Here is a 22,894-nt window from a genome sequence, read left to right as displayed (position 1 = left end):
TCCTAAAAATTTTTTCCTATTTTAATAAGCTCAAAAAGTCTGAAACTGGATCATTTGGAACCATTTGAGCAGTAAGTTTAACACCTTTTTCCGCCAATTTGTGGAAATCTTCTACGTCTTTATCTACAACGTTGATTGAACGTGTAATAGAACGTGTTTCTGGTGTTTGAGACATATTACCAACATTGACTGCTTCAAGCGGTACCCCTGCTTCCACTAATCCAAGGAAGCGGTCTGGTTTACGAGCAACGATAAACAAACGTTGGCTATCATATTTTCCAGCAAGGATATTGGCTGCAGCTTTTTCAACTGGCAAAATACTAAGTTTTACACCTGGTGGTGTTGCAAGTTTCAATCCGCTCTTTTCAACATCGTTGTTAACAACTTCATTGTCAACGACCATGATACGTGAAACATTCAGTTTAGCAGACCAAAGGTTTGCTACTTGTCCGTGGATCAAACGTCCATCAATACGGCATCCTACAATTGTCATAAATTTTCCCCCTTTATATGTTTTAGTGTAGGTTTACGAGTTAAGTGTATGTGATCTTTATACTCCCCTTCAGTTTCAAAGATAATGATGCGGTTAGCACCTTCCTTGAGATAGCTGTGCGGAATATAAAGCGATAAGGTTGGACCAACATTCCAGAAACGTCCGAGATGATGGCCATTGACATAGGCAATCCCTTTACCAAACTCAGATAGTTCTAAGTAGGTGTCCTTCGGAGCCTCAACTTCAAAGTCATAGGCGTAAAAGGCAGGTTGTCCTTCTGTCCATCCTTTTGAGAAATCAATCTTTTCAGGATTATCTAGTGGAAGCGGATAGTGTTCCCAGTTCACCATGAAGTGTAGGTCTTTGCAGACACCTGTACGAATCCCTTTTCTTTGTGTATCTGCTAGGAACTTATGCCCGTAATTGACACGCCCCATATTTTCTACCAAGACATCAAATCGAGAGAGCGCTTTCTTTTCTCCTTGATAGAAGATGTCCTCACCAATTTCTGTCTGGTATTGAGTTGCGACCCATTTACCATCTACAAATAGCTGAGCTCTGTCTCGACCGTCAATGATACGGATACGTTCTTCTTCTGCATCCCAACTAGCTTCTGTACGATAGAGTAGATAACCGTAGCTTTGTCCCAACTCTTCCATTTTCTTAGGATAGAGACTTTTAGTTGGACTTGTTAGGCTATCCAAGGTTTCAAATAGAGAAACTTTCTCAACCAGTGGAATGTTTTCAACTTCCATGCTCTCTTTGTAAAGCGGTTCTAATTGTGGATACTCAGGATAGTAAGTCGCCATCATTTCTTTAACTGCCATGTATTTAGCAGTTGGATTCCCAGCTTCATTAAGGAGAGCGTCATAATCATAAGATGTTACTTGTGGTAAATCAATAGTTCCTCGAGCTGAACAACCATTCATAAAACCAAAGTTGGTTCCACCGTGGAACATGTAAAGGTTGATAGAGCCTTGCTCTAGTACCTCATGTACGGCTTCTGCTAACTCCTCTGGCTCACGCGTGATGACTGGTTCTTTCCATCGGTTAAACCATCCATCCCAGAATTCCATACACATGAGTGGCCATTTCTTGCCATACTCATCAAAGAACTCTTGCATTTGCGAGAAGTTAAAGTTTGCTTTTGAACCAAAGTTCCCTGTCACAAAGAGATCATCTTCAATCAAGGTACCAGCTTTCAGAGTTGCTCGCCATGGACCATCAGATGTAAAGAGCGGACAAGTCACTGAACGTTCTTCCATCAATCGGCGAATCTCACGCAAGTAGGTTTTGTCCTCACCGTATGAACCGTACTCATTTTCAACCTGCATCATGAGGATGTTACCACCATTATCCAACAATCTTGGAACAAGACGTGGAAGTAAATGATCATAGTAGCGTCCTACCATTTCTATAAAGGCTGGATCAGAGGAACGGATTCGCATGTCTTTATTTAAAAGCCAAGCTGGTAAACCACCGAATTCCCACTCTGCACAGATAAAGGGAGATGGTCGAACAATAGCATACAAGCCTAAGTCCTGAGCTGTCTGAAGAAATTTTTCAATATCAAGATTGCCTTCAAAATTGAAGTTTCCTTCAGTTGACTCATGCAAATTCCAAGCGACGTAGGTTTCAACAGTGTTAAAACCTAAAGCCTTGAGATTGTACAATGAATGATACCAGTCTTCTTCAGGAATTCTAAAATAATGAATGGCACCAGATAAAATTTTGAATGGTTCCCCATCTAGGTAAAAATCATCCTCAATTTTAAACCTTGTCATTTTACCACCCCATACTTTTCGTTTGCGCTTTCATTTGTTGTTATATTAAATGATAAACTAATGAATCCATCTTGTCAATAGATTTTTCGAAAATTATTTAAAATTTTTCTTTTTTTTACTGAATTGTTTTCTAAAATTCTTGTAAAAAATTTTTTTCTTAAATATTTTCGATCTAGATAGCATAAATGTATGAGTTTTTAACCGTAAATAATATGTAAGTCAATCGCTTAGAATATTATTTTATTTTTTTACATTATTTACTATCATTTTCAAACTATTTATGGTAAAATCGAAGATGGAGAAGGAAAAAATGAGGTGAAAATATGGCAATTCCAAAGTATCAATATATCAAAGATGAATTGAAAAACAAAATCATTTCAGGTCAATTTGCAAGTGGCGACAAGTTCTACACTGAAGCAGAATTGATTGCAATGTATGACGTAAGTTCGATCACTGTTGTTCGCGCCTTAAACGACCTTGCTAAAGACGGTTATATTGTCCGCCAACAAGGAAAGGGAACCTTTGTGGCTCGCGCTCGCAAGCACAAACTCGTAGAATTTTCTGATGTAGAAATTTTTGAAACCAAGGACGATAAAGTCACTGTTCTTTCCATTGAACGCGGTAACGATCTTAACTACTTAGAAAAATTGGGATTGCGTGGCGATCAATTTTATTACAAAATCGAACGTATCCGTGAATCTAACGGTGTTACTTATATCTACCACACATCTTATATCCCTGAACAATACATCAATGCAAACTATCCAAATCTTGAATACTATAGTTCTATCTATAATCGTTTCAAATTGGACTACCACATTCACATGAATGACGAGCATTTTGAAGAAATCAATGAAATTGTATTTCCAACTCCAGAACATGCTGCTTCTATCCTAGGAATCGACGCTCAGTTCCCAACTGTTCTCCAAACCAAGACAACTAAACTTGAGTCAACTGGCCAAGTGTTGGAATACATTGAAACTTACAAACGTTCTGATTTCTATAAGATTAAATTTATCTCATGTGATCGCGATCACTAAACATTAAAAAGTCTGAGACAATCGTTTCAGGCTTTTCTATTTTTCATTATAGCACGCCAGCTTTTAGTAGGAAATATCAAATGACTTTAAACTATAATTTGGAGAAATTTTACTAAAAACAGAGTAAAAATAAAAATTTAGTTCAAATTAAATAACTTCTTATATTTTTTTTAGGTATTTTATTAAATTACTTGACTTTACTAGATTCAGATAATACAATGGAATCAGCATGTGAAAACGCTACCAAAACAATAAATTAGGAGGTTATTTAATGAAACCAGAAAATAAACAGCGTTTCTCTATTCGTAAATACGCAATCGGAGCAGCTTCTGTCTTGATTGGCTTTGCCTTCCATGCGCAAGCTGTTGCTGCTGATGGAGTCGTACCTACTACAACAGAGAATCAACCTACTATCCAAGCCGCAGGAGAATCGTCTCCACAGGCCAGCGAAGAAAAACTTGAAACTAGTCCTACACCAGAAGCCGTAGCTCCTGCAGCTCCAGTGACACCTGTAACAAACACTGAAGCACCAAAAGTTGAAGCTACTCCTGCACCTATCGTAGAAAAAACTGTTGCAACCGAAGAAACTCCAGCAAAACTAGGAGTAACTGAAGAAGCTAAGCAGCCAGAACCAGAAAAGGCAGAAAACAAAGAAGTTGCTACAGTTGAAGCTCCTGTAGTCGCTACAGAGAAAGCAGCTCAAGTCAATGAAAAACTGGCTAAAAAGAAAATCGTTTCAATCGATGCAGGGCGTAAATACTTCTCTCCTGAACAACTGAAAGAAATCATCGACAAAGCCAAACACTATGGTTACACTGATCTTCATCTCCTAGTCGGAAATGATGGCTTGCGTTTTATGCTTGATGATATGTCTCTAACTGTAGGGGACAAGACTTATGCGAGCGACGATGTCAAACGCGCTGTTGAAAAGGGAACAAATGCCTACTACAACGATCCAAACGGCAATCATCTAACTGAAAGCCAAATGACCGACTTGATTAACTATGCTAAGGATAAAGGTATCGGCCTTATCCCATCTGTTAACAGTCCTGGTCACATGGACGCTATCCTCAATGCCATGAAAGAACTGGGTATTGAAAAGCCTAACTTTAACTATTTTGGTAAAGAATCAGCACGTACTGTCGACCTTGACAATGAAAAAGCAGTTGCCTTCACAAAAGCTTTGATTGATAAGTATGCAGGCTACTTTGCTGGTAAGTCTGAAATCTTCAACATCGGTTTGGATGAGTACGCTAACGATGCTACTGATGCTAAAGGCTGGAGGGTTCTTCAAGCCTATAAATGGTATCCAGAAGATGGATACCCAGACAAGGGCTATGACAAATTCATCGCCTATGCTAATGACCTAGCTCGTATCGTCAAATCTCACGGTCTAAAACCTATGGCCTTCAACGACGGTATCTACTATAATAGCGATACAAGTTTTGGTACCTTTGACAAGGACATCATCGTCTCTATGTGGACTGGTGGCTGGAACGGTTACGATGTCGCTTCTTCTAAGCTACTAGCTGAAAAAGGACACGAAATCCTCAACACTAACGATGCTTGGTACTACGTTCTCGGACGTAATGCTGATGGTCAAGGTTGGTACAACCTCGATCAAGGCTTGAATGGTATTAAGAGCACACCAATCACTTCTGTTCCAAAAACAGAAGGAGCTGACGTTCCTATTATCGGTGGGATGGTAGCTGCTTGGGCTGATACTCCGTCTGCTCGCTACTCTCCATCTCGTCTCTTCAAGCTCATGCGTCAATTCGCAAACTCTAACGCTGAGTACTTTGCTGCTGATTACGAGTCTGCTGAACAAGCTTTGAAAGAAGTTCCAACAGACCTTACTCGCTACACAGAAGAAAGTATTGCTGCCGTTAAAGAAGCTGAAAAAGCCATCCGTGCTCTCGATAGCAACCTCAGCCGTGCTCAACAAGATACTATTGATCAAGCGATCGCAAAACTCCAGGAAGCTGTTAGCAACTTGACCTTCACTCCAGAAGCTCAAAAAGAAGAAGATGCTAAACGTGAAGTTGAAAAACTAGCTAAGAACAAGGTCATCTCTATCGATGCTGGACGTAAATACTTCACGCTAGACCAACTCAAACGCATCGTAGATAAAGCCAGCGAACTCGGTTACTCTGACCTTCACTTGCTCCTTGGAAATGATGGACTTCGCTTCCTCTTGGATGATATGAGTATCTCAGCAAACGGCAAGACTTATGCAAGCGACGATGTGAAAAATGCCATCATTGAGGGAACAAAATCTTACTACGATGATCCTAACGGAACTACTTTGAACCAAGCTGAAATCACTGAGCTTATCCAGTATGCTAAGGACAAAGGGATTGGACTAATCCCAGCTATCAATAGCCCAGGTCATATGGATGCTATGCTTGTCGCTATGGAAAAATTAGGCATTGCAAACCCTCAAGCCAACTTTGACAAGGTTTCAAAAACAACTATGGACCTTGAAAACAAAGAAGCGATGAACTTTACAAAAGCCCTTATCGGCAAGTACATGGACTTCTTTGCTGGTAAGACTAAAATCTTTAACTATGGTACAGATGAGTACGCTAACGATGCTACTAACGCTCAAGGTTGGTACTACCTCAAGTGGTATGGTCTCTATGGTAAGTTTGCTGAGTATGCTAATAGCCTAGCTGCCATGGCTAAAGAAAAAGGTCTTCAACCAATGGCCTTTAACGATGGCTTCTACTACGAAGACAAGGATGATGTTGAGTTTGATAAAGACGTTATCATCTCTTACTGGTCTAAAGGCTGGTGGGGTTACAACCTTGCATCTCCTCAATATCTAGCAAGCAAAGGTTATAAATTCCTTAACACGAATGGAGATTGGTACTACATTCTCGGTCAAAAACCTGAAGATGGAGGTGGCTTCCTCAAGAAAGCTATTGAAAATACTGAAAAAACTCCATTTAACCAACTAGCATCAACTAAATACCCTGAAGTTGACCTACCTACTGTTGGTAGTATGTTAGCTATCTGGGCTGATAGACCAAGCGCAGAATACAAGGAAGAAGAAATCTTTGAACTCATGACTGCCTTTGCAGACCACAACAAAGACTACTTCCGTGCTGACTACAAAGCACTACGCGAAGAACTTGCTCAAATCCCCGAAAACTTAGAAGGATATAGCACAGAAAGCCTCGACGCTCTCAAGGCTGCTAAAGACGCTCTGAACTACAACCTCAATCGTAACAAACAAGCTGAATTGGACACACTTGTAGCTAATCTCAAAGCTGCTAGACTTGGTCTCAAACCAGCTGCCACTCACTCAGGAAGCCTCGATGAGAGTGAAACTGCTGCTACAGTTGAAAACCGACCAGAGCTTCTAGTTAAGACAGAAGAAATTCCGTTTGAGATTGTTAAGAAAGAAAATCCTAACCTTCCAGCAGGACAAGAGAAAGTCATCACTGAAGGTGTCAAAGGTGAACGGACTATCTATCTTTCAGTTGTAACTGAAAATGGTAAGCAAACAGAAACAGTTCTTGAAAGACAAGTAACGAAAGAAGCTGTCAATCAAGTTGTCGAAGTTGGAACATTAACAACTCATGTAGGAGACGAAAAAGGTCAAGCTCCTGTTGTAAATAAACCTCGAGTAGTCATCGAAGATGAAGAAATTCCATTTACAACCATCACTCGCGAGACTCCTTCACTACCTAAAGGACAAACTCGTCTAGTAACTGCAGGTGTCAACGGTCGTCGTAGCCATTTTTACTCTGTGACTACTGCTGCTGATGGATCTGAAGTTAAAACATTGGTTACTAGTGTTGTCGCTCAAGAACCAGTCGCTCAAGTTATCGAAGTTGGAAATCCTGTAACTCACGTCGGTGATGAACATGGTCAAGCAGCTATCGCTGAAGAAAAACCAGCACTAGAGATTCCAAATGTGCCAGCTCCTGTTATAGAAGAAAAACCAAAACTAGAAATTCCAAATGTACCAACTCCTGTTACAGAAGATAAACCAAAACTAGAAATTCCAAATGAACCAACTCCTGTTACAGAAGATAAACCAAAACTAGAAATTCCAAATGAACCAGCTCCAGCATCTGTTCCTGCTGAGGAAAACAAAGCTCTTCCTCAAGGCCCAGCTCCTGTAGCAAAAGAAAATAAACTTCCTGAGACAGGAAGTCAAGGTTCAGAATGGTTGATTGCTACTGGTCTTATGACTGCTCTCACAGCTTACGGACTTAGCAAGAAAAAAGATTAAGCACAAATAAAAAGCGGGACAAAAATCTCGCTTTTTATTGTGATTATTAGTCACCCAAACCGATGCGTTCGAAGATCTCATCCACACGTTTGGTATAGTAAGTTGGGTTAAAGATTTCGTCAAGTTCTTCTTGAGTGAGACGTGAAGTCACTTCTGGATCTGCTTCAAGAAGTGGTTTGAAGTCTACTTGGTTATCCCATGATTGGGCAGTCTTTGGTTGAACAAGGTCGTAAGCTTGCTCACGCGTCATCCCTTTTTCAATCAAAGCAAGCATGGCACGTTGGCTGAAGATCAAACCAAATGTAGAGTTCATGTTGCGGATCATGTTTTCAGGGAAAACTGTCAAGTTTTTAACGATATTTCCAAAACGGTTGAGCATGTAGTCGATCAGAATAGTCGTATCTGGTGTGATGATACGCTCAGCTGATGAGTGAGAGATATCACGTTCGTGCCAGAGAGCAACATTCTCATAGGCCGTAATCATGTGACCACGGATAACACGCGCAAGACCAGTCATGTTTTCAGAACCGATAGGGTTACGTTTGTGAGGCATTGCTGAAGACCCTTTTTGCCCTTTAGCAAAGAACTCTTCCACTTCGCGTTGCTCAGATTTTTGCAGACCACGAATCTCAGTCGCCATACGCTCGATAGAAGTCGCGATGCTAGCAAGAACTGCAAAGTACTCAGCGTGAAGGTCACGAGGAAGCACCTGTGTAGAGATTTCTTGAGCACGGATACCCAATTTGTCGCAGACGTATTTTTCAACGAATGGTGGGATGTTGGCAAAGTTACCCACCGCACCAGAAATTTTACCAGCTTCCACACCAGCAGCCGCATGCTCGAAACGCTCGATGTTACGTTTCATTTCGCTGTACCAAGTAGCCAATTTAAGACCAAAAGTTGTCGGTTCAGCGTGCACACCGTGGGTACGACCCATCATAATGGTGAACTTGTGCTCCTTAGCCTTATCAGCAATGATGTTAGTGAAGTTTTCAAGATCCTTGCGGATGATGTCGTTGGCTTGCTTGTAAAGGTAACCGTAGGCAGTATCGACTACGTCAGTAGAAGTCAAACCATAGTGGACCCACTTACGCTCTTCACCAAGAGTCTCAGAAACCGCACGTGTGAAGGCAACCACATCGTGGCGAGTCTCCTGCTCAATCTCCAAAATACGGTCGATGTCAAAATCCGCTTTCTCGCGAATCAAAGCCACATCTTCCTTAGGGATTTCCCCCAACTCAGCCCATGCCTCGTCAGCCAAGATTTCCACCTCAAGCCAAGCACGGTATTTATTTTCTTCACTCCAAATATTCGCCATCTCAGGGCGAGAGTAACGTTCGATCATTGTTTTATTTTCCTTTCTTTTGATGTTTCACATCAGTTAGCAAACGGCAATCACTTTATTCAAATTCTTCTTTCCCAATCCACACAGATGGATAATGATTGAGTGTATTCAAATCTGTATCCAGCGGTAGATCATAGATAGCTAAATAGTTTTCAGGGTATTGTGCAACTAGCTCTTCATACTTAGCTTTCATTTTTTCGTGATCGCTACTAGCATACAAGACTTCGACGACTGCTCCGGTCTTCTCTTTTTCAACAAATGCGTTGACAATGAGTTGAATCATAAAACCTCCTAAATCGAAAGACCCTTCATATTTGCTTCCAGAATAGGCATCTTCACACCTAACTCCTGACCGGTCTGATAAACACTTTGACAACAGTAGAAGATGTCCTGCTTATCATTGTGCAAGGTCATAATTTTTCGGGTTAGCTCATTTTTTGCAAACATGATTTTCATGGCTTTGCCTGCTATCCATGCGGGAATTTTGTAGGGCATGAGTTCGGCTTTGTAAAATTTCAAATTCACTCCACGCGCTTCTACGACTTTCAAAGCATCTCGAATGGCCTTGATGGCCAATGATAATTCCGAAGAACTATTCATTAAGTTCAAAGCCAATTCTTCTGGATTTTCCAGATTCCCCGAACGTGCAGCTGTCGAAGTGACACCTGCATTAATCGCCATGTGAATCCAAATCCACTCGACCATATCATGAGGCACTTCCCACTTCAAATCTGCAGAAGTCAGTAAAGTCGTCAGATCAGCATAGTTAGAAATGTGTGCTTTTTGCTCACCTTCTAGCATTAAATGATCAAACAAGACACCATCCAAATGGTCCTCTTGCATGTGACCGCCCGCTGTCGGAAAGGCCAGAATATAGTCGTAATCCCCTGCCCACTCTTGGACCTCTTTTTGAGTATCCCAGAAATTGCAGAAGAAAACGAGAGTGCCTTTGATATTATTTTTTCGCAAGGTCTCCACAGCTTCTTTGACAAACCCATGGCGCACACTGAGAAAAATAAAATCATATTCCGAATCAACTTCTGCCACACGAACCTCATAGGTGTCGTGTTTGTTTTCACCTTTGGAATGATAGCGACCATCTAGCAGATCAACCGACAACTCCTTCGGAGCTGTGCTTTTCTTACTGTCTCTCAGTACGTGTTCCACTTGATGGCCTGCTTTTTGAAAGGCGTAGGCATAGGTGGTCCCGATGACTCCAAGTCCTAGAATCGCTATTTTCACTTAAAAATCAAGTCCTTTCCCAAACTCCTCAACCTTATCCGGCACATCACTAAACAAAGTCACATGTCCCATCTTGCGGTTGTGCTTCGCTTCTATTTTACCATACATGTGGAGGTGGGCGCTTGGATTTTCTGTGACATATTTTTCAGCAGCCTCGACATGCTGGCCAAGAACATTGAGCATGACTGCTGGTGCATGTAGTTTGATGTCTGGCAATGGTGCTCCCAGAACTCCTAAAATATGAGTCTCAAACTGTGAAAAGTCGCAAGCTTCGATCGAGTAATGCCCTGAGTTGTGTGGGCGTGGCGCAATTTCGTTGACAATGATGTCATCGGCCGTCGCAAACATTTCCACGCAGAGAGTTCCAGACAAGTTAAGCTGTTCAGCGATTCGCACTGCCATAGCTTTGGCTTTTTCAGCTAGGCTTGCTGAAATACGAGCAGGCACAATGGTTTTTGAAAGAATGTTGTTACGATGGATATTCTCCTGAATAGGGAAGACTGTCACATCCTTGCCATTTCCTGACACGATGACAGAAATCTCAAGGTCAAAGTTGACAAATTCTTCCAAGACACAGTCTGCTGAATCAGCTAGTGCATAGGCTTCTTCCAAGTCTGCTTCTGAACGAATAACCTTTTGTCCATGACCATCGTAACCACCAGTCGCCGTCTTGAGGACATAGTTTTTCGACAAGTCGATATCTTCCAAGTCTTGGCTATATTTCACAACCTTGTAAGGAGCCACAGTGACTTGAGCCTTGTTAGAAAGAAAGTCCTTCTCAAAGATTCGATTTTGAGAGATTCGGAGTAGGTCTGTCCCTTGTGGAAGCTGACCATCCTTGATAACGGCATCCAAACCGTCGGCATCCACATTTTCAAACTCATAAGTGAGGACATCGCAACGCTCCGCCAACTGGCGAAGAGCGTCCACATCATTATAAGGCGCCACAATGAGTTCCGCCACGCGAGAGGCCGGACAATCCACTGCAGGATCCAGCGCGATAACCTTGTGACCCATATAGATAGCAGAAATGGCCATCATCTGACCAAGCTGACCGCCACCAATAATTCCGATTGTTTTAGATGAGCTCATTTGTAGACTCCTCTGCGATTTTTCCTTGTTCTTCAGCAAAATTAGAAAGTGCTGTCGCAATAGCCTGGTCCTCTACTGAGAGGAGACGGAGGGCAAAGAGAGCAGCGTTGGTCGCACCTGCTTCACCTATAGCCATAGTTGCGACAGGCACACCACCTGGCATCTGTACGATAGAATAGAGCGAGTCCACGCCACTAAGGGCACGTGATTTGACAGGTACCCCGATGACTGGAAGGGTTGTTTTTGCAGCAACCATCCCTGGCAAGTGGGCAGCGCCACCCGCACCAGCGATGATGACTTTAATGCCACGACTACGTGCTTCTTCCGCATGTTTGAACATGAGGTCTGGTGTACGGTGTGCGGAAACAACTTTCTTTTCGTAGGCTACACCAAAGCGGTCTAGGACCTCTGCTGTTTTTTGCATGGTTGTCCAGTCGGATTTGGAGCCCATGATAATGGAAATTACTGGTTTCATAGTTAATATCCTTTTCTTTTTTGATAATGGTCTTAGGTGGTGGGGACGGAAGCAAACCTTCGGTTTCATTCCTAAACTTTGAGCCTAAGGTCTCAAAGTTTCCCCCGACCAGAACAGAAACTGTTCTGGTCTTTTCACCACGGCGACCATTATCTTACTTTGGCTCGCTTTCGCTCGCCATTGACAAATTTAGTATCTGTTAATCTTTTATTGCCTTGCTTCCGATATCTGTTCGGTAGAAGAGACCTTCTGTGTTTTGTTTGTTGAGTTCCTTGTAGATGATGTTTTGACCGTCTTTGACGGTATCAGCTGTGGTGACGAGCATGTAGACACGTCCACCGTTTGAGAGCAGTGCTCTGCTATTTTCCGAAAACTTAGCCCCGGCATAGTAGGTGATAATGTCGCCATCGGTTTTAGCTGGCAACTTGACACCTTTTTCATAGTCTAGTGGATAACCGTTTGATGCTACAACCACGCCAAGTGTCACACCCTTGTCGGTCCAAGTAATGTTGGGCTCCTTGCCATCGAGGATATCTGTGATATTTTCTGCAAAGTCAGATGTCAAACGAGGTAAGATGATTTGCGTCTCAGGATCTCCAAAACGAGAGTTGAACTCGATGACTTTCGGTCCATCAGCTGTCAAGATTAGCCCCGCGTAAAGGACACCAAGATACGGACGACCTTCTTTGATCATGCCTTCAAGAACTGGCTTGACAATGGTGTCAACCGCTGTGTCAACCACGCTCTGTGGCAAGTGAGGAACTGGCGCATAGGCACCCATCCCACCAGTGTTAGGGCCCTTGTCCCCATCATAAGCACGTTTGTGGTCCTGAGCCGTTGGCATAATGTAGAACTTGTCCCCATTGACAAAGGCAAAGAGTGAAAATTCCTCCCCTTCAAGGAATTCCTCGATAACCACTCGCGCACCTGAGTCACCGAATTTATTGTCCAAAAGCATTTCATGAGCGGCTTCGACCGCTTGCTCAACCGTTTCAGCAACAACAACACCCTTCCCAAGCGCCAAGCCATCTGCCTTGACAACGATTGGAGCTCCTTTCTCCTCAATATAAGCCTTAGCTGCCTCGAAATCTAAAAATGTACCATAGGCTGCTGTCGGAACGCCGTACTTGACCATGATTTCCTTAGCAAAATCCTTGGACCACTCAAGCTCAGCCGCAGCTTTAGTCGGACCAAAAGCCTTGAGATCAGCTTTATTAAAATCATCCACGATACCAGCCGCAAGCGCATCATCTGGACCAATGAAGGTCCAAGCAATATCGTTAGACTTTGCAAATTCAATCAATGCAGAATGTTCGGAAATAGAGATATTTACCAAATCAAGTCCATCTAAGGTCATCCCGTCATTCCCAGGAGCCACGAAAACTTGCTCAACGTCTTTAGACTCCAACAACTTTTTGGCAATCGCATGCTCACGACCACCTGAGCCGACAACTAACAGTTTCATCTCTCAACCTCTTTTGCGAATTATTTACTAACATTATATCATAAACGTTCGTTTTAATCTTGTTTCTTTAAGTTTTTTTAAACAAAAAAGGAAAGAAACTGTTTTCTTCCCTTTCATTTTCTTAATGTCTAAAATGTCTTACTCCTGTGAAGATCATTGTCAAGCCGTATTTATCAGCAGCTTCGATAGACTCTTGGTCACGGACTGACCCCCCTGGCTGGATGATGGCCTTGATACCTGCCTTGGCGATTTCTTCCACATTATCCGCAAATGGGAAGAAGGCATCCGAAGCAAGGACAGCGCCGTCAAGGCGGTCTTTAGCTTGGTCAATAGCGATGCGAACTGAAGCCACACGATTGGTTTGCCCAGGGCCAACGCCAAGTGTCATGTGGTCATTGGTCACGATGATCCCGTTTGATTTGACATACTTGATAGCCTTCCAAGAAAACTCAAGAGCTGTCGCTTCTGTCTCAGTTGGTTGGCGTTTAGTAACCACCTTCCAGTCAGCTGGACTTTCTTTGACCACGTCTTGGTTTTGAACGAGGAGACCACCAACAACACCTGTATATTCTGCTTCTGCTTCACTGGCATCTTGAGCATCAAATGGCAAGGCTAGGATGCGCAAGTTTTTCTTCTTGGTTGTCAAGATTTCAAGCGCTTCGTCAGAATAGCTTGGTGCAATGATGATTTCAAGGAAAACACCGTGCATTTTTTGAGCTGTCGCAGCATCTACTTCACGGTTGAGAACGACAATACCACCGAAGATAGAAACTGGGTCAGACTCATAAGCGTAGTCCCAAGCAGTTTCGATATCATCAGCTTGACCGATCCCACATGGGTTCATGTGTTTGAGAGCCACAACTGTTGGACGATCTTTGAAATCACGAATGATACGGATAGCGGCATCAGCATCACGGATATTGTTGAATGACAATTCTTTACCGTTAAGCTGTTTAGCTGAAGCAATTGAGTAAGCTGTTGGCAAACCTTTTTGATAGAAGTCTGCGTCTTGTTGAGGGTTTTCACCGTAACGCATTGGTTGCTTAAGGTCATAAGTCAAAGTGAGTTTCTCAGGTTTGCTTTCCCCCACTTGAGCTGTGAAGTATTCCGCAATCAAAGCATCATAAGCCGCTGTGTGACGGAATACTTTCGCTGCCAAACGTTGGCGAGTTTCGTAGCTTGTTTCGCCGTTTGCTGTCAATTCGTCAAGAACAACAGCGTAGTCAGCAGGGTCTACCACAACTGTGACGCTAGCGTGGTTCTTCGCTGCAGAACGAAGCATGGATGGCCCACCAATATCGATATTTTCAACCGCATCCGCGTAAGTCACATCTGGTTTAAGGATGGTTTCCTTAAATGGGTAAAGATTTACCACCACAAGGTCAATGAGCTCAATCTTGTTGTCCTTAGCCGCTTCCAAGTGACTATCCAAGTCACGACGAGCAAGAAGTCCTCCGTGGATATTTGGGTGGAGAGTCTTCACACGACCGTCCATCATTTCTGGGAAGCCAGTCACATCGTCAATGGCAATGGTGTCCACCCCAGCATTGTCAAGGGCAATCTTGGTCCCACCTGTAGAGATGATATCCCAACCAAGTTTTTTAAGTTCTTGGGCAAATTCAACGATGCCCGCTTTGTCTGAGACACTAATTAGTGCACGTTTAGTCATTCTATTCCTCTTTCTTTAGATCCAACCGCATAGCGACTTCGTTATTTTCTTCTATAAATCCTGTTTCCTGAAAACCCAAACTAGTCAGCAGGTACTTCATTTTTTCATTTCCAACTACATAATCTGCGATAATATGATTGCAAGCTCTATCCATCTGAGCCTCTTTGATCAGAACTTCCAAGGCTTTTCGTCCATAACCTTTTCCTTGGTACTGCTGGCCAATCATTATTCGCCAGATAAAATATTCTGCCTCATCCTTATCTATTTCCAACAGTAGAAAACCAACTACTAGTTCATTCCAATAGATTGCCATTGGAAACACATCCCCATTCTCTCGGTAGAGCCATGCGTCAGCTAAAGAACGCACATTGGGAGCTACAAAACGCGCTCGTTCATCAGCATCAGATATTTTCAAATCCAGCACTGCCTGAAAACTGCTCTCATCTACTAATTTCAGATTAATCATTTTTTCTCCTTTTGAATAAATAGGATTTTGAGGTGATTAAAGACTAATCTAACTCATATAAAAGGTAGTTATCAAAATTTATGATTCCTTTGAGGTAATCTCGGTCTTCTTTAGACAACTCAAATTCTGGAAAAGTCGCAATTAAACTGGACAAATAAAAATAATTCGGGTGCCTACGATAAGAAAAACCTGCTTGACCAAATTTCCCTTGACAAAAATCATAGGCAAGTTTTAATTCTTGACTTGTGACACCGTCTAAAATTTTATCTAACTCTGAAAGCTGACTTTTATCAGTATTTTCTATCATGGCTTTCACTGTATTTACTAAAACAAAAAGAAAATCATTAGTATTATCCAGTAGAATTGGTCTGTTAGATAACTTATTCTTTAACTCCATATAGTATTGGTCCATAATCATTTCTTCCTCTCCACTCCCAAACTATCCAAGACTTCTGGATAAAGCTTGTACTCTGTTTCGTGGATGCGAGTTTCGAAAGTATCAAGGGTATCCCCTTCAAGGCGTGGCACGCGAACTTGTTTGATGACCTTACCGGTATCAACACCAGAATCCACCCAGTGAATAGTCACGCCAGACTGGTCCACACCTGCATTCCAAGCATCCTCAATCCCATGAGCGCCTGGAAATTCAGGTAGAAAAGCTGGGTGAATATTGATGATACGGCCTTCATAAGCCGCTAGCAAGGTTCCCCCAACGATTTTCATATAGCCTGCGAGACAAACCAAGTCAATCTGGTGCTCATCTAAGAGTTCGACGATGGCTCCTTCATAGTCTGCCTTATTCTCAAACTCTTTAAGTTCAAAGGCATAAGATAAAACCCCTAGCTTTTCGGCACGTTCTAAGACATAGGCATCACGATGATCTGAAAAGACAAATTCTACTGGAAATTGTTCCGCAATCACCTGAAAGTTTGAACCGTTTCCAGAGGCAAAAACAGCAATCTTTTTAGCCATTATTTTATCACCACACTCGCATCTGTCTTCTTGACAATCCGACCGATTTCATAAACTGGTTCGTCGAGAAGTTCTTTGACACGCTCTACATTTTCTGGTTTCACCGCAAGCATGAGACCAATCCCCATGTTGAAGATTTCAAACATTTCTTCATGTTTGATTTGGCCATATTTTTCAAGGGCTTTGAAAATTGGAAGGACTGGTACTTTGCTTTCGTCAATTTCAGCCGCCAAATCATCCGCGAACATACGTGGCACATTTTCGATGAAACCACCACCTGTGATGTGGGCAATTCCATTCACCAATTCTTCTTTGATGAGAGGCAAAGCCGCTTTGACGTAGATACGAGTTGGTTCAAGAAGAACGTCTTTAAGTTTTTTGTCTTCCAATTCTGGGAGGACTTCTTCACCTGTATAGTCCGCAAAAACACGACGTACGAGTGAGTAACCATTTGAGTGGATACCACTGGAAGCAAGTCCAAGAAGGACGTCTCCCTCTGCTACTTTTGAACCGTCGATGATTTGAGATTTTTCTGCAACACCAACAGCAAACCCAGCCAAGTCATAGTCGTCTTCGCCATACATACCAGGCATTTCAGCAGTTTCCCCACCGATGAGGGCCGCACCTGCTTGTACACAACCTTCAGCCACACCAGCAACCACTTGTTCTAGCTTAGCTGGTTCATTTTTCCCAGTTGCTACGTAGTCAAGGAAGTAGAGGGGCTCTGCACCTGCAGCGATGATATCGTTGACACACATAGCCACACAGTCTTGTCCGATAGTATCGTGTTTGTCGTACTTGATAGCAAGCATGAGCTTGGTTCCAACACCGTCAGTTCCTGAAATCAAAACTGGCTCTTTAACACCTGTTTTTGAAAGGTCAAACATACCACCAAAACCACCAAGAGCTCCCATAACACCCGCACGTTCCGTACGTGCCACGTGTTTTTTGATGCGTTCTACAACCTCATAACCCGCTTCAACGTCCACACCCGATTGGGCATACGCATTTTTATTTGTCATTTTATTCATTCCTTTTCTTTTTTGAGAAAGACTGCGACGTATTTTTAGATAAACGATTATTTTATCTAAAAATAATAGTCAGGTCTCTAGCTTTGGTCCCATAGGAGAAAGCGTCTACTGACAAATGCTTTAGCTTTTAGTCAGTAGTGAGACGTGGAGCGTATGCATTCTTATTTGTCATTTGTTTTTTCCTTTTCCTTTCCTTCAATGGGGAATTTTATTTGTAAAAACTCGTTTTTTCTTCTAAACTTCTACGATATTCTTCTTCATAGTCATAGAGAGGAGTTGGATATTTCCCATCAAAGTAAGCCACACAGAGACCGCCATTGGGCGCATCTGTTTCAATCCCAATAGAGTCAATCAAGCCATCAATCGAAAGATAAGTCAGACTATCCGCACCAATGATTTGGCAAGTTTCCTCGACGGTATGATTGGCCGCAATTAACTCCTGACGTGTCTGGATATCAATCCCGTAGAAACATGGATAGGCAAGAGCAGGACTACCAATGGCAACGTGTACTTCTGATGCCCCCGCTTCTTTCAAAAGTTGGACAATGCGACGTGATGTTGTTCCACGTACAATCGAGTCATCAATCATGACCACACGTTTACCTTTCACGACACCAGAAACGGCAGACAATTTCATTCGAACCCCTTGCTCTCGCAATTCTTGAGTCGGCTGAATAAAGGTCCGTTGTGTATATTGGTTCTTAATAAGACCCATTTCATTTGGCAGACCTGATTCTTCCGCAAAGCCCATCGCTGCGCTAAGAGAGGAGTTTGGCACCCCGACTACGATATCAGCTTCATACTTGAACTCACGTGCCAGTTGAGCTCCCATTCTCTTACGAGCCGTATGGACATTGACTCCGTGGATATTGGAGTCAGGACGTGCGAAGTAGATATACTCCATGGAACAGATAGCCAGTTGAGTATCGTTTGTATAGCTGTCATACTGGATGCCATTGTCATCAATAATGACAATCTCGCCTGGTTTTACGTCGCGAATCCACTCAGCACCGATTACTTCAAAGGCACAGGTTTCAGATGAAACCACTACTGCTCCATTAGCCATTTTCCCGATTGACAGAGGACGGAAGCCATTTGGATCAAGCGCTGCAATTAACTTATCTTCAAACATCAAGAGATAAGCAAAACCACCTTTAACAAGACTGAGTGCTTCCTTTATTTTACCCATCAAGTTTGGATTGTGGCTACGGCGAATAAGGTGAGCCAAGATTTCAGAGTCAGAGGTTGAGCTGAAAATCGCTCCTCTTTGTTCCAATTCTTGCTTGAGAGATTCTGCATTGGTCAGATTCCCATTGTGAGCCAAACCAAACTGCATGTCGTGAAAGCGGAAGAGGAAAGGTTGGATATTGTCTACAGAAGCTTCTCCCGCAGTCGCATAACGCACGTGCCCAATCGCTCCAGTTCCTGTCAATTTATCCAAATTCGCAGGATTTTTGAAGACTTCTGATAAAAGCCCCATATCACGATGACGCTTCAATTTCCCTTGGTCATTGGAGAGGATTCCTGCCCCCTCCTGACCACGGTGCTGAAGACTATGGAGTCCAAAATAGGTTAATTTGGCAGCGTCTGGGTGGCCCCAGATACCAAAAACACCACATTCTTCATTAAGAGATTTTACTTCGTATGTCATTTTTTATACCTAATTTTTATTTGTGTATCATTCCTTAACGATACTAGAGCGGAATGATACGGCAGAAGCTCGTTTCACTCGCAACAATAAATCATTTGCAATTGTCGTAAGTTAGATCTACTTGATTTTACATTTACTGATGGTTATCTATTAGAAAATCTGCAAAGCCTATTTCCCAGTAAAGTATTGAACCGCTGATGCAAAGAGATATTGGTCTTTATTCCCTGGAATATTTTGGAAAAGACCGTCTTCGAAACGTTCTGAGTGACCCATCTTACCAATAATTTGACCGTTCTTGCTTGTGATACCTTCAATCGCATTGACAGAACCATTTGGATTGTATTTAGAGTCCATGCTTGGTTTGCCTTCGAAGTCAACATATTGGGTAAAGATTTGACCATTGTCACGAAGTTCTGCAAATTCCTCAGCTGTCACGACAAACTTACCTTCACCGTGTGATACTGGGATGGCATGGATGTCACCAACTTTCACGCCAGCAAGCCATGGTGAGTTCGTGTTAGCAATCCGTGTTTCAACCATCTTAGCCACGTGTTGGTTGGCATCATTGTAGAAGAGAGTTGGACTAGTACTGTTTGCATCTTCAAAGTTACCATATGGAAGAAGACCAGATTTGACAAGAGCTTGGAATCCGTTACAGATACCGATAATCAAACCACCACCTTCGATGAAGCTATCGATAGCTGCACGTACTTTTTCGTTAAGCAAGATATTAACGATGAATTTAGCTGATCCATCAGGTTCGTCAGCGGCTGAGAAGCCACCTGCAAAGAAGATAATGTTGGCTTTTCCGATATTGTCAACCATTGTGTCAACAGACTTGACAATAGCCTCTTCATTCAATGTGACAAATGGTACTAAGTTGACTTTCGCACCTTCTTTTTCAAAGGCCTTAGCTGAATCGTACTCAGAGTTAGTACCTGGGAATACTGGGATGTAAACCACTGGTGTCTCAACTGTTTCTTTAGCTTTGATGACAGCATCTGATGTCACCGCAGGTACTTCTTCCAACTCAGTTGCTTGTGCAAATTCCGTTGGGTAGACCTCTTCCAATTTACCTTGGAAGGCACTGTCAAGTTTATGTCCATCAAGCCTTACACCATTGACAGTAAGTGTAAAGTCAGCTGCTGTTTGTCCAATCTTCTTAACTCCCGCAATTTCTTCAGGAGATGTGAAGATGAATCCACCCAATTGAGCTGTCAGGACAGTCTCAAGATTTTCAAGGGTTACAGTGGCACCGATATGGTTACCAAATGTTGCAAGGGCAAGAGCTTCAAGGATACCACCATATTTGACCGCTGATGCAGCTGTCACTTTGTGGTCAGCTTGGATGGCTTCAAATTGAGCAAAGTTAGACTTGATAAGATCAAAGTCAATTTCTTGTGCCAAAGCTTGACCTGGGATGTAATAGATATTTTCACCAGCAGCTTTAAATTCTGGAGAAAGGACCTTACGACTATCTGCAGTTGTGACACCAAAAGCAACCAAGGTTGGTGGTACTGTCAATTCTTCAAAGGTACCAGACATGGAGTCCTTACCACCGATAGATGGCAAACCAAGTTGAATCTGAGCTTCAATGGACCCAAGAAGAGCTGCTACTGGTTGACCAAAACGCTCTGCTTGTTTATCCATACGCTCGAAGTACTCTTGATAAGAGAAACGAGCCTTAGACCAGTTTGCACCAGCAGCAACCAAACGAGCGGTTGCTTCGATGACCGCATAAGCAGCACCATGATATGGAGACCATTCTGCTACATAAGGATTGAACCCTTGCGCCATAACAGAAGCAGTTGTTGTCACACCATGTTGGACTGGCAATTTCTGTACAGAAGCTTCAGTTGGTGTGATTTGGTAGCGACCACCGAGTGGGTGATTAACAGTTGAACGACCAACTGAGCTATCAAAGATGGTTTGCAAGCCTTTTTGACTAGCATGGTTAAGATCAGCCAAGACTTCAAGAGTATCACCTTCAAGGGTTTCGGCAGATGTTTGACGTTCTTCTGGAAGATTAACATCCTTGTCAACCACCTTAGCATCCACAACTACACGTACACCGTTTGTCTCAAGGAAACGACGTTCCAAATCAACGATGGTTTCGCCATTCCAGTGCATAACAAGATTTGGTTTTTCAGTCACTGTCGCAACGACAACAGCATCAATATTTTCTTTGTTACATTCAGCAACGAAAGCATCTACATCTTCTGGACGAACCACTACAGCCATACGCTCTTGAGATTCAGAGATGGCAATTTCTGTGCCGTTCAAGCCTTGGTATTTCAATGGCACTTTGTCTAGATCAATTTCAAGACCATCTGCCAATTCACCAATAGCCACACAGACACCACCGGCACCAAAGTCATTTGATTTTTTGATCAGACGTGTCACTTCTCCATTACGGAAAAGACGTTGAATCTTACGCTCTTCGATGGCATTCCCTTTTTGGACCTCAGCACCAGCTGTTTCAACAGATTCAACCGTTTGAACTTTAGAAGAACCTGTCGCACCGCCGACACCGTCACGTCCAGTCTTACCACCGAGCAAGATAATCACATCACCTGCTTCAGGTTTTTCACGGACAACATTTTCCTTAGGAGCCGCACCGACAACTGCACCTAGCTCCATACGCTTAGCAACGAAACCTGGGTGGAAGTATTCACGAACGTAAGTTGTTGCAAGACCAATTTGGTTACCGTATGAAGAATAACCGTGAGCCGCTGTTTTAGAAATCACTTGTTGTGGCAATTTACCAGCACGAGTTTCAGCAATTGGTGTTGTAATATCACCAGCACCTGAGATACGCATGGCTTGGTAAACGTATGAACGACCTGACAATGGGTCACGAATGGCACCACCGATACAGGTAGCCGCTCCACCAAATGGTTCGATTTCCGTTGGGTGGTTGTGGGTTTCATTCTTGAACATGAGAAGCCATGGTTCTTTGACACCATTGACATCCACTTCAATTTCAACTGAGCAGGCATTGATTTCATCAGACACTTCCATGTCATCCAAACGACCATTAGCACGCTCATAACGGCCAAAAATAGTCGCCATATCCATCAAGGTTTGAGGTTTTTCTGTACGTCCCAACTCATCACGCATGGCAATATACTTGTCATAAGTCGCTTGCAATTGTTTTTCAAATTTAGAAGCCGAGAAGTCGATATTTTTCAACTCAGTTTCGAAAGTCGTGTGACGACAGTGGTCAGACCAGTAAGTATCCAAAACCTTAAGTTCAGTCTCAGTTGGTACACGTCCAATAGATTTGAAGTAATCTTGAATGAAGAGAAGGTCATCCACTTCCATGGCCAATCCTTGCTCAGCCTTATACTGTGCAAAATCTTCTGCCGTATAGCTTTCAAAGAAATCCAAACTTGGAATGGTCTTGTCAGACTCAGAGAAATCCTGTTTAGCAATGCCAACAGTGATGTCTTTGAAACGAGAGTCCACTGGATTCAAGAGGTAGTTTTTGACAGCTTCCAACTCATTCGCATCAATATCCTTGTTAACCAAGTAAAGTTGTGCTGTGTTCACCCTTACATCATTTGAACTACCAAGCAAAAGCAAAGCTTCCTGTGAAGATGCCGCACGTTGGTCAAATTGACCAGGCAAGCTTTCAATAGCAAAGAAAGCAACCTTCTCAAGATCAGCCTTAACCTCAGCTTCATCCAAAACAGTATCGGTCACTTGCTCAGAGAAAATGTGTTTTTCCGCACGCGCAAACAAATCCTCTGCCAAACCAAAAACATCATAAACCTGAACAATCCGAAGATCATTCAAGGTTTTTAACTGAAGATTATGCTGTAATTCTTTTACTAAAGAGTCAGATTTCACACGAAAATCAGCTTTTTTCTCAACGAAAATACGTTTATCCATTTTAGTTCCTTTATTTCTATTCAAATAGGTTA

Annotated in this window: 17 protein-coding genes; 2 read left to right on the top strand and 15 right to left on the bottom strand. The window is 42.7% G+C overall.

The features are described 5' to 3' along the window. Positions 1-16: 16 nt before the first annotated feature. Positions 17-493 carry a PTS system mannose/fructose/N-acetylgalactosamine-transporter subunit IIB gene (locus QM911_RS04440; RefSeq protein WP_000156977.1) on the bottom strand — a complete coding sequence of 159 codons (477 nt, stop codon included), beginning with the start codon at positions 491-493 and terminating at the stop codon, positions 17-19. Next, positions 490-2,277, bottom strand: a complete 1,788-nt coding sequence (locus QM911_RS04435) for a glycoside hydrolase family 35 protein (RefSeq protein ID WP_075227933.1) — start codon at positions 2,275-2,277, stop codon at positions 490-492. Before QM911_RS04435 ends, QM911_RS04440 begins: the two co-directional genes overlap by 4 nt. A gap of 323 nt (positions 2,278-2,600) precedes the next feature. Between QM911_RS04435 and QM911_RS04430 the strand changes: the two genes are divergently transcribed. After that, positions 2,601-3,317, top strand: coding sequence for a GntR family transcriptional regulator (locus tag QM911_RS04430; protein WP_049526826.1), 717 nt, complete (start codon positions 2,601-2,603; stop codon positions 3,315-3,317). A 271-nt stretch (positions 3,318-3,588) separates the two neighbouring features. Further along, positions 3,589-7,560, top strand: coding sequence for an LPXTG-anchored beta-N-acetylhexosaminidase StrH (strH, locus tag QM911_RS04425; protein ID WP_414313248.1), 3,972 nt, complete (start codon positions 3,589-3,591; stop codon positions 7,558-7,560). Positions 7,561-7,606: 46 nt separating this feature from the next. Here strH and purB read toward each other — a convergent pair whose 3' ends face one another. The 13 genes from purB to QM911_RS04360 form a co-directional block, all read right to left on the bottom strand. After that, positions 7,607-8,905, bottom strand: a complete 1,299-nt coding sequence (gene purB / locus QM911_RS04420; RefSeq protein ID WP_414313247.1) for an adenylosuccinate lyase — start codon at positions 8,903-8,905, stop codon at positions 7,607-7,609. 55 nt (positions 8,906-8,960) lie between these two features. After that, entirely contained in the window at positions 8,961-9,188 is a 228-nt protein-coding gene (locus tag QM911_RS04415; RefSeq protein WP_000615430.1) for a hypothetical protein, read from the bottom strand. A gap of 8 nt (positions 9,189-9,196) precedes the next feature. Then, on the bottom strand, positions 9,197-10,147 hold the full coding sequence (locus tag QM911_RS04410; protein WP_414313246.1) for a ketopantoate reductase family protein: 951 nt from the start codon (positions 10,145-10,147) through the stop codon (positions 9,197-9,199). Further along, on the bottom strand, positions 10,148-11,239 hold the full coding sequence (gene purK, locus QM911_RS04405) for a 5-(carboxyamino)imidazole ribonucleotide synthase (protein WP_414313245.1): 1,092 nt from the start codon (positions 11,237-11,239) through the stop codon (positions 10,148-10,150). It lies immediately after the preceding gene. Beyond that, complete coding sequence (purE, locus tag QM911_RS04400) at positions 11,226-11,714, bottom strand: 5-(carboxyamino)imidazole ribonucleotide mutase (protein WP_414313244.1); 489 nt, start codon at positions 11,712-11,714, stop codon at positions 11,226-11,228. Before purE ends, purK begins: the two co-directional genes overlap by 14 nt. A 199-nt stretch (positions 11,715-11,913) precedes the next feature. Continuing rightward, positions 11,914-13,179: a phosphoribosylamine--glycine ligase gene (gene purD / locus QM911_RS04395; RefSeq protein ID WP_414313243.1), complete on the bottom strand. Its 1,266-nt coding sequence runs from the start codon at positions 13,177-13,179 to the stop codon at positions 11,914-11,916. 121 nt (positions 13,180-13,300) lie between these two features. Continuing rightward, complete coding sequence (purH, locus tag QM911_RS04390) at positions 13,301-14,848, bottom strand: bifunctional phosphoribosylaminoimidazolecarboxamide formyltransferase/IMP cyclohydrolase (protein ID WP_414313242.1); 1,548 nt, start codon at positions 14,846-14,848, stop codon at positions 13,301-13,303. Position 14,849: 1 nt separating this feature from the next. Then, a complete protein-coding gene (locus QM911_RS04385; protein WP_101770975.1) occupies positions 14,850-15,314 on the bottom strand; it encodes a GNAT family N-acetyltransferase in 465 nt (154 codons plus the stop codon). A 43-nt stretch (positions 15,315-15,357) separates the two neighbouring features. Further along, on the bottom strand, positions 15,358-15,726 hold the full coding sequence (locus QM911_RS04380) for a hypothetical protein (RefSeq protein ID WP_414313241.1): 369 nt from the start codon (positions 15,724-15,726) through the stop codon (positions 15,358-15,360). Between the two features lie 2 nt (positions 15,727-15,728). After that, entirely contained in the window at positions 15,729-16,286 is a 558-nt protein-coding gene (purN, locus tag QM911_RS04375; protein ID WP_414312509.1) for a phosphoribosylglycinamide formyltransferase, read from the bottom strand. Beyond that, positions 16,286-17,308 (bottom strand): phosphoribosylformylglycinamidine cyclo-ligase, encoded by a 1,023-nt coding sequence (gene purM, locus QM911_RS04370; protein ID WP_414312508.1) that lies wholly within the window; start codon positions 17,306-17,308, stop codon positions 16,286-16,288. Before purM ends, purN begins: the two co-directional genes overlap by 1 nt. Before the next feature lie 217 nt (positions 17,309-17,525). After that, positions 17,526-18,968 carry an amidophosphoribosyltransferase gene (gene purF / locus QM911_RS04365; RefSeq protein ID WP_060955050.1) on the bottom strand — a complete coding sequence of 481 codons (1,443 nt, stop codon included), beginning with the start codon at positions 18,966-18,968 and terminating at the stop codon, positions 17,526-17,528. Between the two features lie 168 nt (positions 18,969-19,136). Next, positions 19,137-22,862, bottom strand: coding sequence for a phosphoribosylformylglycinamidine synthase (locus QM911_RS04360; protein ID WP_414313240.1), 3,726 nt, complete (start codon positions 22,860-22,862; stop codon positions 19,137-19,139). Positions 22,863-22,894 lie beyond the last annotated feature (32 nt).

Source organism: Streptococcus infantis (genome assembly GCF_047460825.1).
Taxonomy (GTDB): domain Bacteria; phylum Bacillota; class Bacilli; order Lactobacillales; family Streptococcaceae; genus Streptococcus; species Streptococcus infantis_V.
The sequence above is the reverse complement of the archived record's forward strand: the minus strand, read 5'-3'. Positions and strand labels throughout refer to the sequence as shown.